This is a genomic window from Yoonia tamlensis (assembly GCF_900115105.1).
Lineage (GTDB): Bacteria > Pseudomonadota > Alphaproteobacteria > Rhodobacterales > Rhodobacteraceae > Yoonia > Yoonia tamlensis.
Genome location: NZ_FOYP01000001.1, coordinates 2078689 through 2094340, shown reverse-complemented (window position 1 = coordinate 2094340; position 15652 = coordinate 2078689). Strand labels below are relative to the sequence as shown.

The following is a 15652-nucleotide window of genomic DNA, read 5'->3' as shown; positions in this document are numbered from 1 at the left end:
TGATTACATGAGAATCATTCGCAACAAGAGGATTTGTGATGAAATTATCAAGACGCGGGTTTCTGGCCAGCACAGGTGCCGCCGTTGCCGCACGCGCCCTCCCGCAAATCGCCAGTAAAACAGGCGGTCGCCGCGTGTTGACGCTGGTCTATGACAAAGGGCTAGGCATGATGCGCGCGGTTGAACGGGTTGTGCCGTAGTTTTTTGAGTATTTATTGGAAAAGAGAAATGGGGCGATCAGAAGTGACCGCCCCGCTATGTTTAACCCAATTCTTTTAGCCGCGCGATTGCGGCTTTGATCTGGGCTTCTTCGCCTTCGCGCAGCGCCAGATTTTCTTTGGCCTCGGCGACGACTTCTTCGGGGGCGGAGGCCACGAAATTGGGGTTGTTTAGCCGTCCGCGCAACCCGCCCAATTCCTTGGCTAGTTTTTGCAGCGTCTTTTCAAGCCGCGCGATTTCTTCGGGGACGTCGATCAGATCAGCGAGCGGTAGGCCGAAGGTGCCGCCGTCCATCGGGATCGTCACGCAACCTTTGGGGAAGGCGTCGACCGCTGTGAGGCTGTCGATCCGCGCAAGCCGTTGGATCAATGCTGCGTTATTATCCCATGCAGATTGGCCTTTGGCGTCAAGCCCGGTCACCACCAGTGCTACTTTGGCGCCTGCGGGCACATGGCTTTGGGCGCGCGCGGATCGTGTGTTTTCGATCAGGGCGATCACCCAGTTCATTTCGCGGTCGGCGTCGGCGTCAACCAGTTCCGCCGCCGTGTAGGTCGGCCAATCGGCATGGACCAGCATTTTGGCGCGGCTGTCGGCAAGGCCCCACAGTTCTTCGGTGATGAAAGGCATGATCGGGTGCAGCAGGATCAGGCATTGGTCCAGTACCCAGCGCAGGGTCTGTTCGGTTTCGGATTTGGCGGCGGCGTCCTCGCCCTGCAAGATGGGTTTTGAGAATTCGAGATACCAGTCGCAGACCTTGCCCCATGTGAAGGCATAAAGCGCGTTTGCCGCGTCGTTGAAACGGTAGGATTCCAGCGCTGCGTCAACTTCTTCACGGACCTTGCCGGTTTCGCCGATGATCCATTTGTTGACTGTCTGCGTCGCGACAGGGCGCTGGGCATCGCCGGGATAGGCGATTTCATAATGCTGGGCAAAGCTGAACGCGTTCCAAAGTTTGGTGCCAAAGTTCCGGTAGCCTTTGATCCGGTCCTCGGAGATTTTCAGCACGCCGCCAAGTGCCGCCATCGCCGCATTGGACATGCGCAGCGCGTCCGCACCGTAAGCGTCGATCATATCCAGCGGGTCGATGACGTTGCCCTTGGTTTTCGACATCTTCTCGCCCTTTTCGTCGCGGACAAGCTGGTGCAGATAGACGGTGTGGAACGGGTCGTCTTTCAAAACGGCCTGCGACATCATCATCATGCGGGCGACCCAGAAAAACAGGATGTCTTGACCGGTGACAAGCACGTCACCGGGGAAGTATTTCATCGCCTCGTCTTCGGCGGGCCAGCCGAGTGTGCCAAATGGCCAGAGGCCGGAGGAGAACCATGTGTCGAGCACGTCAGGGTCGCGCCAGAGATAGTTGTTTCCAGGGTTCTCGCGCGTTTTCTTTTCGGCGGCTTCTGCATTCTCTGCTTCGAGGTACTGCAGATCAAATGCAGCACCACCCCAACCTTGTTTATGATCGTGATAAAGGTCTAAGGCCTCATTGAAATTCTGAGCGCACAAGACAACTGGATTGTCAAAGTCGAGCCATTCTTGGCCAGTTTTGTCATTGCGGGAAATACGTGGCCCATACCAAACCGGAATCTGATGCCCCCACCAGAGTTGGCGCGAAATGCACCAGGGTTCGATGTTTTCCAGCCAGTGGTAGAATACCTTTTCGCCTGATTCCGGCATGATCTTGGTGCGGCCTTCTTTTACCGCATCCAGCGCGGGGCCGACGATTTTATCGGTGTCGACGAACCATTGGTCGGTCAGCGCGGGTTCGATCACGACCTTCGATCTGTCACCAAAGGGCTGCATGATTTTCTTGGCTTCGACATATGGCACTGTCTCGGTCACTTCGACCTTATTGCCGTCTTCGTCTTTTTCAATGCGGGTCACGTCATGCATCACGGCCAGCCCTTCGGCGGTGATGTCGGCCACGACCTTGGCGCGTGCTTCAAACCGGTCCAACCCGCGGTATTCTTCGGGGACAAGGTTCATCGCGGCGATCATTGCCTCGTCGAATTCCTGTGCGCCGTTGGCGATGGCTTGGGCGGTTGCGGCCTCTTCGACGTAAGGTTTGCCATCGGCGCGCATCGCGCCTTTGGTATCCATCAGGGAATACATCGGGATGTTGCCGCGCTTGGCGACTTCGTAGTCGTTGAAATCATGCGCGCCGGTGATTTTCACCGCACCCGATCCAAAATCCATATCGGGGTAGGGGTCGGTGATGATGGGGATCAGGCGGCGCTGCGCCTTTGGCCCGACCGGAATTTCGCACAGTTTTCCGACGATGGGCGCATAGCGTTCATCCTTGGGGTTCACCGCAACCGCGCCGTCACCCAGCATGGTTTCGGGGCGGGTTGTGGCGATGGAAATATAATCGCGGGTCTCGCGCAGGGTGACATTCCCGTCTTCGTCTTTTTCGACGTATTCATAGGTTTCGCCACCCGCGAGCGGGTATTTGAAATGCCACATGTGGCCGTCGACTTCGATATTTTCGACCTCGAGATCGGAAATCGCGGTTTCGAAATGCGGGTCCCAGTTGACCAGACGCTTGCCGCGATAGATTTTGCCTTGGTTGTAGAGTTCAACAAACACTTTCAGCACTGCATCGTGGAAATTGCCGGGCTTTTCTGTCGCTGGCGCGCTTTCGGCGCCGGACATTGTGAACGCAGAGCGCGACCAATCCATGCTGTCGCCCAGACGGCGGGCCTGCTGTTCGATCATGCCGCCTTTTTCGCCTTTCCATTCCCAGACTTTTTCTAGGAATTTCTCGCGGCCGAGTTCCGTGCGCTTGGGCTGGCCCGTTGCGGCCAGTTCTTTTTCGACCATCAGCTGTGTCGCGATGCCTGCGTGATCCAGCCCGGGCTGCCAGAGCGTGTCGTAACCTTGCATCCGTTTCCAGCGCGTCAGCATGTCCATGATCGTGTGGTTGAACGCGTGGCCCACGTGCAAATGGCCCGTGACATTGGGTGGCGGCAACATGATTGCAAAGGTTTCATCGCGGCTGGCGTTTGCACCTGCCTTAAATGCGCCCGCGTTTTCCCACATCTCGTAGATGCGTTTTTCAGCGGTTTTTGCGTCGAATGTCTTGTCCATGGCCATTGTCACGTTCCCATATTCTTTGGGACCGAATACCCAATGGGCAGGCCAAGGGAAAGGGGCTATAGCTGGTTATAGATGCTGATGGCCAATTGGTTGAGCGCCTCGCGGTCCACATCGCCGACAATCGCATAGCTCAGGTTCGCGTCTTCCCAATAGAAACTGCCCGTGTCGCCGGTTTGGTTGTAGTTGAAGGATGCCAGTTGACCAGTGGCCCCTTTGACCGCGAACAGGGTGATCCGTTTGCCGGTTGCATCTTCATACATGAATTGCGCGGCGGGGCCTTCGGTCGCTGACACCAGCCGCCCGCCGACAAGCGTGAACCCGTTTGTCGTCAGGTCAGGGGCTTGCAGCGGCTCGCCCACCCGGTTCGACAGCCAGCGGATCAGGGTTTCTTCGTCAGAGGCTGCGACTTCCACAGGCCGGTGCGGGTCGATGCTATAGACCGCGTGGGCTTGCACCGCTTCTTGGACGAGGCTGGCGATCAACGCCGGATTGGTCTGGTTGCCGCGCGCGATCCAGCCGCCAGCCAGCCCCACGGCCAGCATCATGACGGATGCGGCGATGGCGGCCCATGATAGCCCGCTTGGCGCATTGGTATTGGCAGGCTCTGTGGGTAATGCGGGCATTGAGGGTGGGGTATCGCGTGCGGGGTAAAGCGCGTTGATCGCCGCGTTTTGCTGTTCCCATGCGGTAACATCGTCCAGCGCGTCGGGGTTTTCGTTCAGATAGGCCTCGACAATAGCCATATCGGCATCATCCAACTGCCCGTCAACAAAGGCATGCAGCATGTCGGCTGTGATTTTGTCATTCAACGCACTCATGATACCGGGCCTTCAACTGGTTGCATCGCCGACTTAAGGGCTGCGCGCGCACGGCCCAAACGTGACATAAGCGTCCCAAGCGGAATGTCCAATGTCGCCGCCGCCTCTTTATAGCTGAGCCCGCCGACAACCACACTAAGCAAGGCTTCGCGCTGGTCTTGAGGCAGGGTCGCCATCGCGCGGGCGGTTTCCGCGAGTGCAAGCTGATCCGCCAATGTATCGACCGCAGGCACGGTTTGCGCGATGTCGTCGAGCGGGCCAGCCGCATGGCGCTGCGCGGGCGCGCGCAATTGCGTGCGGTAAGTGTTCAGCAAGACCTTCATCGCCCAGGCTTTGACTGTGCCTGTGGGTTCCCATAACGCGCGTTTGCGCCACGCCCGTTCAACGGCGTCTTGCAACAGGTCATCCGCCGCATCGCGGTTACGGGTGAGCGCAAAAGCATAGCGCCACAGGTCGGGCAAACAATCCGAAATCTGCTGCTGAAAACTGTTCATATTGACGGGGATAATCCGTGCCCAATTGCTGTCCTGGCCGAAGCTAACGGCCAGAAAGCATTGCGTAAAGATATTCCCGCTTAGGGGCGCGCAAGATGCCAATTTCCGCCGACGCCATCGCCGGTTGTGTCGCCTGGTGCGCGGTCATTGACCCATAGATACAGAGGCTGGCCGTCATAGGCCCATTGCAGGCTGCCATCATCGCGGGTGATGACGGTGAAATCGCCCGCTGCTGCGGCATCAGAATCAGCGGCAAGCGGTGGCCAGTTGGCAGCACAACCACCGTTGCAGGCGGATGTCGTCGCGGTGTCGGGATCAAAAGTATAAAGGCTCATACCTTCGGCGTTTGTCAGAATGCCATTGGTATCAATAGCGGGTGCGCTGGCGTGGCCTGCGGCATAGGCGTCATCACAGGCGGCAAGGGTGACGATGGTGGTCAAAGCAAGAATGGAAAGTTTCATCAAAATACTCCGGTCATGGTTTCGTGTCGCTGCCGGCCAATCCGGTCAGTTACAATACCAACGGCTGGGGTGGCAGTTTTAATCCCCGCATGTGAAAGTTTTTCGCACAAAGCTGTCACTGGACATCGTCGGGCGCGGGTTTAGGGTGGTCAAAAGCTCGCGTGAAATCAGGATCAAGCAGATGGAAAAATTCGGGAAAAGCCAATCTGTCAAACGGGTCGAAGACCTTCGGCTTGTCACCGGACAGGGGCGCTATGTGGATGATATCGCGCCCGAGGGTGCGGCACATGCCTATTTCCTGCGCGCGCCGGTGGCACACGGCGTGATCTGTGCGCTTGATCTGGAAGATGCGCGCGACATGCCCGGGGTGCAGTTGATTGTCACTGTGGATGATCTGATCGCAGCAGGCGTCAAGATAGGGTTGGGCACGACCGTTGTGAAAAACCGTGACGGCACGCGTGGCGCAAAACCGCTGCGCCCGATCCTTGCGCAGGGGCGTGTGCGCCACGTTGGCGAAGCCATCGCGATGATTGTCGCGGATAGTCTGGCACAGGCCAAGGATGCTGCCGAAGTCATCGGGCTCGAAATTGACGATCTACCTGTGCATGTCGATCTGGCTGTGGGCGGTGATGCGATCCATGCGGAGGCCCCGAACAACCAGGCCTTTGATTTCGGGTTGGGGGATGAAGAAGCTGTAAGGGCAGCGATTGCAAAGGCGGCCCATGTGGTCACGACCGAAGTTGTCGACAACCGCATTATCGTCAATTCCATGGAGCCGCGCGGCTGTTTTGCCGAAGTCACAGATGGGCGGTTGCATCTGGCCTTTGGTGGGCAGGGGGTCTGGGGGCTTAAGGATGATTTGGCCAAGCATTTCGGCATCGACAAGGCCGATATCCGCGTCACCAACCCCGATGTCGGCGGCGGTTTCGGGATGAAGGCGATGCGCTATCCTGAATACTTCGCCGTTGCCCATGCCGCGCGGATCTTGGGCCGCCCGGTGCGCTGGATGTCCGAACGGACCGAAGCCATGCTGTCGGATAATGCAGGGCGCGATTTGACGACCAAGGCAACGCTGGCCTTTGACGAAAACCACCGCATTGTCGCCTATCATCTGGATACCATCGCGAATATGGGCGCTTATAATTCGGGCTATGCGCAGCCAATCCAGACCGAATTATTCGCCAAGGTCCTGATGGGCACCTATGATGTGCAAACGGCCTATATGGGCTGCAAGGGCGTGTTTACCAATACAACGCCGGTTGACGCATACCGTGGTGCGGGTCGCCCCGAAGCGATTTTTGTCCTTGAGCGCACGATGGACGAAGCCGCCCGTCAATTGGGTGTGGACCCTTGGGCGCTGCGCGAAAAGAACTTTATCCGGCCTGATCAGTTTCCCTACACCTCTGTCACCGGTGTCACTTATGATGTGGGTGATTTTGGCAAGGTGCTGCACCGCGCTGCGCTTGAATCCGATCGCGCGGGGTTTGAAACCCGCAAAGCCGCATCACAGGCCAAGGGCCTGCTGCGCGGGCAGGGCCTGTGTTACTATATCGAAAGCATTCTGGGTGATACCGAAGAAACGACCAAAGTGGCATTCACCGATGATGGCGCGCTGATCTTTGTCGGGACGCAATCCAACGGGCAGGGGCATGAAACGGTTTATGCACAGTTTCTGGCGGATCACACAGGCATACCGGCGGACCAGATCACCGTTGTGCAGGGCGATAGTGACCTGATCAAAAAAGGCGGCGGCACGGGCGGGTCACGGTCGGTAACGGTGCAAAACGCCGCGACTCTGGCGACGGTTGGCGTGATGGTCGCGGCATTCAGCGCGTTTCTTGCGGCGGATCAGGGGGTGTATGTCGGGGCCGTCAGTTTCGATGATGAAAGGTTCCGCGTGGACGGGTCGAACCTGACGCCAACCATGCTTGAGGTCGTGCAAATGGCGCGCGATGCGGGTCGCGATGATCTGCTGGTGCATACGGCGACATTTGATATTGAAAATCGCAGCTTTCCCAATGGCGCGCATGTCGCCGAGGTGGAAATCGACCCTGACACGGGCGTGGTCAAGGTGGACCGCTACACCGTCGTTGATGATTTTGGCAATCTGATCAACCCGATGCTGGCCGAAGGCCAAGTGCATGGCGGGGTGGCCCAAGGGATCGGGCAGGCGCTGACCGAGCGGGTTGTGTTCGACGCGGACGGACAATTGCTAAGCGCAAGCTTTATGGATTACGCGATCCCGCGCGCGGATGACATGCCGATGATCCGTTTTGCGACCGAATGCACCCCGTCAACAAATAACCCGATGGGCATGAAGGGCTGTGGCGAGGCGGGCACTGTCGGCGCTTTGGCTGCGGTGGCAAATGCGGTGACCGATGCGCTTTGGGATATGGGGGTGCGGCAGGTCGCAATGCCGTTTACGCCCCACCGTATCTGGCAGGCAATGAAGGCGGCAAAGGATGACAGTGCAGCTGCGTGACTGGCTTTTTGGCCTTATCGGGCGCCGTGCGCGCACCGAAGAGGGCGGTATTCGCGGGCGTGGCCCTGCGACCCATGTTGTCATTCTGGATGGCACACGGTCGTCGCTTGCGTTGGGACATGAAAGCAATGCGGGAATCACCTTTAAGCTGCTGAGCGAGGTAAGCGCGCGCACAAACCTGACCGTCTATTACGAGGCAGGCATTCAATGGCGTGACTGGTCGGGCACTTGGGATGTGGTGACCGGAAAGGGGATAAACCGCCAGATCAAACGCGCTTATGGCGTAATTGCGTCACGCTACCGGCCTGGCGACAAGATCGTTCTGGTTGGCTATTCACGCGGGGCCTATGCGGTGCGATCGCTTGCGGGAGTGATTGACAGCGTTGGGTTGCTCAAGGCCGATTTTGCGACCGTGCGCGGGGTCCGCCAAGCCTACCGGCATTATCGCAACGGCGCGGCACGCCCTGTCGCGCGGCGGTTTTGCGAATTGTTTTGCCATGCCGACGTGCAAATCGAAGCCGTCGCCGTTTGGGACACCGTCAAGGCGCTGGGCCTCCGCCTGCCGGTCCTGTGGCGCTGGACACCGACGGCGCACGGGTTTCACAACCACGCGCTAGGGCCGCATGTGCGCAATGGATTTCACGCGCTTGCGCTGGATGAACGCAGGCTCGCTTATGCGCCGGTAATGTGGCAATGCCCGCCGGATTGGGCTGGGCATATGGAACAGGTCTGGTTTCGCGGCAATCATGCCGATATCGGCGGGCAGGTTGGCGACCATCCGCAGGCGCGGCCCTTGGCCAATATCCCGCTGGTCTGGATGCTTGACCGTTTGTCGGATTGCGGCGTGCCTTTGCCAGCGGGCTGGCGCGACAGGTTTCCGCAAGACGTGAACGCCCCGTCAATCGGGCATTGGCGCGGCTGGTCCAAAGTTTTCCTTGCCCGCCGCAAACGCGTGGTCGGGCGCTGCCGGTCGGAACGGTTGCATGAAACAATCGCGCCAGTCCCACCAGCCGCAAATGATATTGGGGATCAAAAATGCGGCTGAGCGACCCCCGAGGATTTATGCGACGTTTTGTACCCGTGCCTTGGGTGCCACGCCAAGCGCATGACACACATCGCGGGTCAACTCGGGGCGGTTGAGCGTATAGAAATGTAGGTGATCAACGCCGCCTTGGCGCAGGTTGTCGCAAAGTTCGGTCGCAAGCGCCGTTGCCAGCAGATCGGTTGTGCCATCACGGGTGGCGTTTTCAAACGCATCGGTAACGACCTGCGGGATGGATGTGCCGCACATTTTTGCAAAACGCTGCGTGCCAGCCCAGTTTTCGATCGGCAGGATACCTGGCAGGATCGGTGCGTCGATGCCTGCTTTGACACAAGCGTCGCGGAAGCGGAAAAACGTGTCAGCCTCGAAAAAGAACTGCGTGATGGCGGATGTCGCGCCTGCGTCGATCTTGCGCTTTAAGAATGCGATGTCGGCGGCTTGGTCTGCGGCTTCGGGGTGCTTTTCAGGGTAGGCGCCAACGCGGATGTTGAATTTACCTGTATCTGCAAGTGCCGCGATCAGCTCAACCGAGCTTGCAAAACCCTCGGCATGCGGTTTGAACCCGTCGGACCCTTTGGGCGCATCGCCGCGCAGCGCCACGATTTCGCGCACGCCTTCTTGCGCATAGCCTTCGGCGATCTCGAGCGTCTCGGCCTTGGTCGCGTCTACACAGGTCAGATGTGCTGCAACATTCAGCCCGCTGGTCTTGTGGATCGTGCCCACCGCCTCGTGGGTTAGTTTGCGGGTTGTGCCGCCTGCGCCATAAGTCACGGACACAAATGTTGGATCAAGAGGGGCGAGCGTGTTCACGCAATCCCATAGCCGGAACGAAGCCGCGAGCGATTTTGGCGGGAAGAATTCGAATGAAACAGTTGTGTTGGACATGGGGCTGACCTCTCTCTTGCCTTGCTCATATCGCAGCTTTATTAACTTGAGGCAAATTCATAACTTTCACCACGATCATGAGGGTCTTTCATATGCATATCGAATTCCGGCATTTGCGGACCATCAAGGCAATCCATGAAGCGGGCGGGCTGGCCCGTGCGGCGGATCAGCTGAATATCACCCAAAGCGCGCTGAGCCATCAGATCAAGGGGATTGAAGACCAAGCAGGCGTTGAATTGTTTGTGCGCCGCTCAAAGCCGCTGAAACTCTCGGCGGCGGGGATGCGGATGCTGGCCGCGGCTGACGCAATCTTGCCGCAGGTTGCTGCGCTCGAGGCCGAATTTTCGGGTCTGGTCAAAGGCAGCACGGGGCGTTTGCATATCGCGATTGAATGCCACGCCTGTTTTGAATGGCTGTTTCCGGTGCTTGAACAGTTCCGAAAAGCATGGCCCGAGGTCGATGTCGATATTCGCCCTGGTTTGGCGTTTGACGCGCTGCCCGCCCTGCGCAAAGAAGAGGTCGATCTGGTCGTGTCTTCCGACCCCGAAGACCTGCCCGAGACGGATTTCACCCCGCTGTTTGACTATGAACCTGTATTCGTGGCCTCGGCCGCGCATCCGCTCGCGCAAAAAGAGGTGATCGAAGCCGAAGATTTTCGCGGTGAAACCCTGATCACCTATCCGGTGGATCGCGCGCGGCTTGATGTGTTTTCCGAACTGCTGACCCCTGCCAAGGTCGAACCCGGATCGGTGCGGCAGGTGGAACTGACAGCCGTAATTTTGCTGCTCGTCGCGTCCAATCGGGGTGTTGCGGTGCTGCCGGATTGGGTCGTCAGCCAAGTGCGCTATAACTCTGATTATGTCACGCGCCCGCTAACCAAAACCGGCATTACAAAGCGGCTTTATGCGGCGACGCGCGCGGATGACACGCACCGCCCGTTTATGGCGCATCTGATCCGCTTGGCGAAACAAGAGGCGGTGAAACTGCAACGCCGCTAGCGGGTTTACCCAAATACGGCATTGCCCCTTGTTCTGCGCGGCATGACGGCCTATACGCCGCGCTTGATCCCGAACCCGGAGAAGTCCAAATGGCTGGCAGTGCAAACCTGAACGTGATGATGAAAACCGCCCGTAAAGCGGGGCGCGCATTGCTTAAGGACTTTGGCGAAGTTGAACAATTGCAGGTGAGCGCCAAAGGCCCCGGCGATTTTGTCAGCCGTGCCGACCGCACCGCCGAAGAAACCATCCGCGAAGAATTGCTGCACGCGCGCCCGACCTACGGGTTCTTGGGCGAGGAAGGCAAAGAAATCGAAGGCGCCGATCCAACCCGCCGCTGGATCGTTGATCCGCTGGATGGCACCACAAATTTCCTGCACGGTTTGCCGCATTGGGCTGTGTCCATCGCACTTGAACACAAAGGTCAGATCGTTGCCGGTGTTGTCTATGACCCTGCCAAAGACGAAATGTTCTATGCGGAAAAAGGCGGCGGTGCCTGGTTGAATGAAAGCCGTATGCGCGTGTCTGGTCGTCACCGGATGATCGAAAGCATTTTTGCCACTGGTCTGCCCTTTGCGGGGCGGTCTGATTTGCCCGAAACATTGCAAGACCTTGCGCGCATCCTGCCAGCCTGCGCGGGCGTGCGCCGTTTTGGTGCCGCCGCACTTGATCTGGCCTATGTGGCCGCTGGCCGCTATGATGGGTTCTGGGAGCGCAAATTGCACATCTGGGATATTGCGGCTGGCCTGATTATCGCCCGCGAAGCAGGTGCGATGATTGAACCGATCCGCGCTGACGGTGATATTTTGGCCGACGGCGAAGTGATCTGCTCCAACGCGCCGATCTTTGACAGTTTCGCCAAAGTGATCCGCAAGGCTTAACGCCGCACCACTGGAACAGAGCTGCGCCGATATCGGGATTCGGGGTGGTCCGGATGCCCTTGCGTCCGGCGCCAAAATCCGGTGCTGCCGAATTTGATCCAAAACGGCAGCATCAACACAAACCCCGCGACAAACCCGCCTGCGTGCGCCCAATGCGCCACGCCACCACCGCCCGCACCGCTGTTGATTCCATTAAAGATTTGCGCCCCGAACCAGAACCCGAGCGTGACCCACGCGGGCAACGGGAAGATGCGGAAAAACACGATAAAAAACACAAAAACATCGACGCGCGCCCTGGGAAACAGCAGGATATAGCCGCCCATCACCCCCGCAATTGCACCCGATGCGCCGACCATCGGCACTCCGGACAGTGGCTGTGCTGCATATTGCGCTAGCCCCGCCGCAATCCCGCAGAGCAGATAAAAGCCCAAGAACGGCAGATGCCCGAGCTTGTCTTCGAGATTGTCGCCGTAGATCCACAAGAACAGCATGTTCCCTGCCAGATGCATAAACCCGCTGTGCAAGAACATGGAACTGATCAACGTGGCATAGCCGTCGCCATCGTGGAACCGTGCCGGGATTAACCCGTATTCGACAAAAATGCGGTTTATCTCGCGGTCGGTTTGCAGCGCGTAGCTGACAACAAAAATCAGGATATTCAACGCAATAAGCGCAATCGTGACATAGGGCACGCGGGTCGACGGGTTGTGGTCGCGGAATGGTAAAATCATACCGCGACCGTGATTTATGTGGCGCGCAGCGTCAAGCGGTTGCTTGCTCAGCGACCTCGGCCAGCAGCGCCGCATTGCCGCCTGCCGCCGTCGTATCTATGCAGACATGGCGTTCATGCATCACATGGGCCGCGTCAGGCATGCCCGTGACCAGCGCGGTGATCGGGCCGTCACGCCGCGCAAGCGCGGTTTCAATCGCGCGGCCAATATCGGCATCACCCCACCAGATCACCCCTGCCAGCGGCGTCAGGTCACGCAGATCGTCCGCCGCGATTTGCCCCGCCGCATCCACGGCAATGCCGCCCAAGGCGGTGACCGCCGCAACCTGTGCTTTGGCCGCTTCGGCGCCTGGCCCCATACACAGGATCGGGCCGCGCGGGCGCAAGCTGTGGCGGTTCGATTCACCCGTTGGCCCTGGCATATCTGTTGCGGGTGCGACAGGCCGCGCAGGCACCGCGCGCAGCGCAGTTTGCAAGGCCACCATATTGGCGGGGGTGTCCCAAACGCCCATCGCCATTGGGGCGGGGTTGGCGGTGAAACGGGGTAGGTAATGTGGACCGCCTGCCTTTGGTCCGGTGCCAGAAAGCCCTTCTCCGCCAAAGGGTTGGCTTCCTACAATTGCGCCGATCTGGTCGCGGTTTACATAGATATTGCCCGCCGCAACCCGTTCGACAATCGTTTGCACACGGTCGTCAATGCGCGTGTGCAGCCCGAACGTCAGCCCGTATCCGGTGCCGTTGATCGTGTCTATCACCGCGTCGATTTCATCTGCCTTAAAGGTCGCCACATGCAGCACGGGGCCAAAAATCTCGCGGGTCATATCAGTGATGCTGTCCACGCGAATGGCGGTGGGCGCAATGAAATGCCCGCCCGCTGATGGTGCTTTGATTTGGTGGATAATGCGCCCATCGGATTCGGCCTGCGCGATGTGATCGGCGATGATCTGATGCGCAGGCGCGTCGATCACTGGGCCAAGATCGGTTGAAAGATGCCAAGGATCACCGACAACCAGTTCATTCATTGCCCCTTGCAGCATTTTCAAAAGCGGCGCGGCGATGTCTTCTTGGACATACAAACAGCGCAGCGCCGAACAGCGTTGCCCTGCCGACCGGAACGCGCCGTTGACGATATCGCGCACGGCATGTTCGGGCAGGGCGGTGCTGTCGACTATCATCGCGTTCAGCCCGCCGGTTTCCGCAATCAACGGCGTCCCGGGTGCGCAGTTTGCAGCCATGGCGGCACGGATTTTCAGCGCGGTTGCGGTCGATCCGGTGAAGGCCACGCCATTCACGCGCGCGTCCGACGTCAGCGCCGCCCCCACATCGCCACCGCCCGGCAGCAGTTGGAGCGCGCCCAAAGGGACGCCTGCCGCGTGCAAGATTTCAACGGCGCGGGTTGCGATCAGCGGGGTTTGTTCCGCCGGTTTGGCAAGCACCGCATTGCCTGCCGCGAGTGCAGCGGCAATTTGCCCGGTGAAAATCGCGAGCGGAAAATTCCAAGGGCTGATGCAGGTCCAGATGCCGCGCGCGGTGGTCGCATCGCTGGCTTGGGCCGCGTAGTAGCGCAGGAAATCAACGGCTTCGCGCAGTTCGGCAACGATATCGGGCATTGCTTTGCCTGCCTCGCGCGCAAGGATCGCAAAGAGTTCGGGCGCATTGGCTTCATAGGCGTCGGCGGCAGCATTCAGCGCCTTGGCGCGGGTCTGTGCGTCCGCCTCCCACGGTGTGGCGGCGGCCAAGGCGGCTGCAATTGTCGCCGGATCAGCGGGCCGGACATGGCCAACGGTATCATCGCTGCGCGCGGGATTGATCACAGAGGTCTTGGGGCTTGGCGGAGGAACCGTATCGGCAACAATCGGGCCCGCGTCCCACTTGGCTTCCAAATAACTGGCGCGCCCTTGATCAATCGCGGCAAGGGTAGGCGCATGGGTCAGATCCCAGCCGCGCGCGTTCACCCGTTCGGGGGCAAAAAGCGCAGGCCCTTTGGGCAAGAAAATGCCCTGACCAATCGCGTCAAACGGGCAGGCGGCCACGGTTTCTGGCGCGACGGATTCGTCAACGATCTGGTTCACGAAACTGGAGTTCGCGCCGTTTTCCAGCAAACGCCGCACCAGATAGGCCAGCAGGTCTTCGTGCGCACCGACGGGGGCATAAATCCGGCAGCGGGTTTTCTCGGCGTTCAGGACAATCGTGTGCAGGGTTTCGCCCATCCCGTGCAGGCGCTGGAATTCATAGCCGTCAGGACCAACCTCCGCCATCGCCGCCATATCCAGAACGGCGGCAACGGTATGCGCGTTATGGGTGGCAAATTGTGGGTAAATCCGGTCGGTCATGCCCAGCAATTTGCGGGCATTGCTAATATAACTGATATCTGTGTGTTGCTTGGCGGTGAACACGGGGAACCCGTCAATGCCTGCGACTTGGGCGCGTTTGATTTCAGCGTCCCAATAGGCGCCCTTGACCAGACGGATCATGATCTTGCGGTCCAATCGGCTGGCCAACCCGTGCAAGTGGTCAATGACCAGCGGCGCGCGCTGCCCGTAGGCCTGCACAACCACGCCAAAGCCGTCCCAACCTGCAAGCGCAGGTTCCGACAGCACGGCGTCGATCACATCAAGCGATAGCGACAGGCGGTCGGCCTCTTCGGCGTCGATGTTGAACCCCATGCCAGCCGATTTCGCAAGCAGCGCAAGCGCGCGGACGCGCGGCACCAGTTCCGTCATCACGCGGTCACTTTGGGCGACTTCGTAACGCGGGTGTAGCGCCGAGAGTTTCACCGAAATGCCGGGGTTTTGGGCCACGCTGTCATAGGTGCAATGGTCGGCAATTGCCGAAATTGCCCGCGAATAGGCCAGATGATAGGCGCGCGCGTCAGATTCGGTGCGCGCCGCTTCGCCAAGCATATCATAGCTATAGGTGAACCCCTTTGCTTGCATGCCTGCGGCGCGTTTCATCGCTTTGCCGATGTCTTCGCCCAGTACGAATTGGCGGCCCATTTCGCGCATGGCGCGGGCCACGGCAGTACGGATGACAGGTTCGCCCAAGCGTTTGACGGCGCTGCGCAAATGGCGGGTGATCCCGGGTTTTTCATCATCTAACACGCGGCCTGTTAGCATCAGCGCCCATGTGGATGCGTTGACCAGCGACGACGCGGAATGCCCCAGATGTTTGCCCCAATCGGACGGCGCGATCTTGTCTTCGATCAGCGCGTCGATGGTTTCGGCGTCGGGCACCCGCAGCAACGCCTCTGCCAGACACATCAGCGCGATGCCCTCGTCGGTCGACAGCCCGTATTCGGCAAGAAATACCTCCATCAATCCGGGTTCGGCGCTGTTCCTGATCTTGCGCACCAATTCGGCCGCTTTGGCGGAAATTTGCTGTCGGATTTCTGCGCTTAGCGCGGCAGTTTGCACAAGATCAGCAAGCGTTTGCTGTTCGTCGCGGTACATTGCGGCGTCGATTTCCTGGTGTAGGTCACGGGTATTCTGCTGCATCTTGGGGCTCCTTGGTAATGGTCCCAGTTTATGCGATTGCGAGAAGTCTGTTTGG

12 protein-coding genes are annotated in these 15652 nt (G+C 59.1%); 5 read left to right on the top strand and 7 right to left on the bottom strand.

All coding sequences use genetic code 11. The annotated features are described in order from the left end of the window. Positions 1-38 precede the first annotated feature (38 nt). Positions 39-200 carry a twin-arginine translocation signal domain-containing protein gene (locus BM320_RS10705; protein ID WP_090199775.1) on the top strand — a complete coding sequence of 54 codons (162 nt, stop codon included), beginning with the start codon at positions 39-41 and terminating at the stop codon, positions 198-200. Positions 201-261: 61 nt separating this feature from the next. Here BM320_RS10705 and BM320_RS10700 read toward each other — a convergent pair whose 3' ends face one another. From BM320_RS10700 to BM320_RS10685, 4 genes are all read right to left on the bottom strand, one after another. Beyond that, entirely contained in the window at positions 262-3312 is a 3051-nt protein-coding gene (locus BM320_RS10700) for a valine--tRNA ligase (protein WP_090199773.1), read from the bottom strand. A 59-nt stretch (positions 3313-3371) separates the two neighbouring features. Then, positions 3372-4133 (bottom strand): anti-sigma factor family protein, encoded by a 762-nt coding sequence (locus BM320_RS10695; RefSeq protein ID WP_090199771.1) that lies wholly within the window; start codon positions 4131-4133, stop codon positions 3372-3374. After that, positions 4130-4627, bottom strand: a complete 498-nt coding sequence (locus tag BM320_RS10690) for an RNA polymerase sigma factor (RefSeq protein ID WP_090199769.1) — start codon at positions 4625-4627, stop codon at positions 4130-4132. Before BM320_RS10690 ends, BM320_RS10695 begins: the two co-directional genes overlap by 4 nt. A gap of 80 nt (positions 4628-4707) precedes the next feature. Further along, positions 4708-5088, bottom strand: a complete 381-nt coding sequence (locus BM320_RS10685; RefSeq protein ID WP_207496872.1) for a COG4315 family predicted lipoprotein — start codon at positions 5086-5088, stop codon at positions 4708-4710. A 181-nt stretch (positions 5089-5269) separates the two neighbouring features. On the opposite strand from BM320_RS10685, the gene BM320_RS10680 reads away from it, so the two are divergent. Next, on the top strand, positions 5270-7570 hold the full coding sequence (locus tag BM320_RS10680) for a xanthine dehydrogenase family protein molybdopterin-binding subunit (RefSeq protein WP_090199764.1): 2301 nt from the start codon (positions 5270-5272) through the stop codon (positions 7568-7570). Beyond that, positions 7557-8615 carry a T6SS phospholipase effector Tle1-like catalytic domain-containing protein gene (locus tag BM320_RS10675; protein ID WP_207496901.1) on the top strand — a complete coding sequence of 353 codons (1059 nt, stop codon included), beginning with the start codon at positions 7557-7559 and terminating at the stop codon, positions 8613-8615. Before BM320_RS10680 ends, BM320_RS10675 begins: the two co-directional genes overlap by 14 nt. Before the next feature lie 15 nt (positions 8616-8630). Here BM320_RS10675 and metF read toward each other — a convergent pair whose 3' ends face one another. Beyond that, complete coding sequence (gene metF / locus BM320_RS10670) at positions 8631-9497, bottom strand: methylenetetrahydrofolate reductase [NAD(P)H] (RefSeq protein WP_090199759.1); 867 nt, start codon at positions 9495-9497, stop codon at positions 8631-8633. Between the two features lie 92 nt (positions 9498-9589). Between metF and BM320_RS10665 the strand changes: the two genes are divergently transcribed. Next, positions 9590-10495: a LysR family transcriptional regulator gene (locus BM320_RS10665; protein ID WP_090200581.1), complete on the top strand. Its 906-nt coding sequence runs from the start codon at positions 9590-9592 to the stop codon at positions 10493-10495. An 89-nt stretch (positions 10496-10584) separates the two neighbouring features. Next, a complete protein-coding gene (locus BM320_RS10660; RefSeq protein ID WP_090199757.1) occupies positions 10585-11373 on the top strand; it encodes an inositol monophosphatase family protein in 789 nt (262 codons plus the stop codon). Here BM320_RS10660 and BM320_RS10655 read toward each other — a convergent pair. Both BM320_RS10655 and putA read right to left on the bottom strand, forming a co-directional pair. After that, complete coding sequence (locus BM320_RS10655) at positions 11370-12101, bottom strand: rhomboid family intramembrane serine protease (protein ID WP_090200579.1); 732 nt, start codon at positions 12099-12101, stop codon at positions 11370-11372. The two genes, BM320_RS10660 and BM320_RS10655, sit on opposite strands and share 4 nt — an antisense overlap. Before the next feature lie 34 nt (positions 12102-12135). Then, entirely contained in the window at positions 12136-15597 is a 3462-nt protein-coding gene (gene putA, locus BM320_RS10650) for a bifunctional proline dehydrogenase/L-glutamate gamma-semialdehyde dehydrogenase PutA (RefSeq protein WP_090199755.1), read from the bottom strand. Positions 15598-15652: the final 55 nt, after the last annotated feature.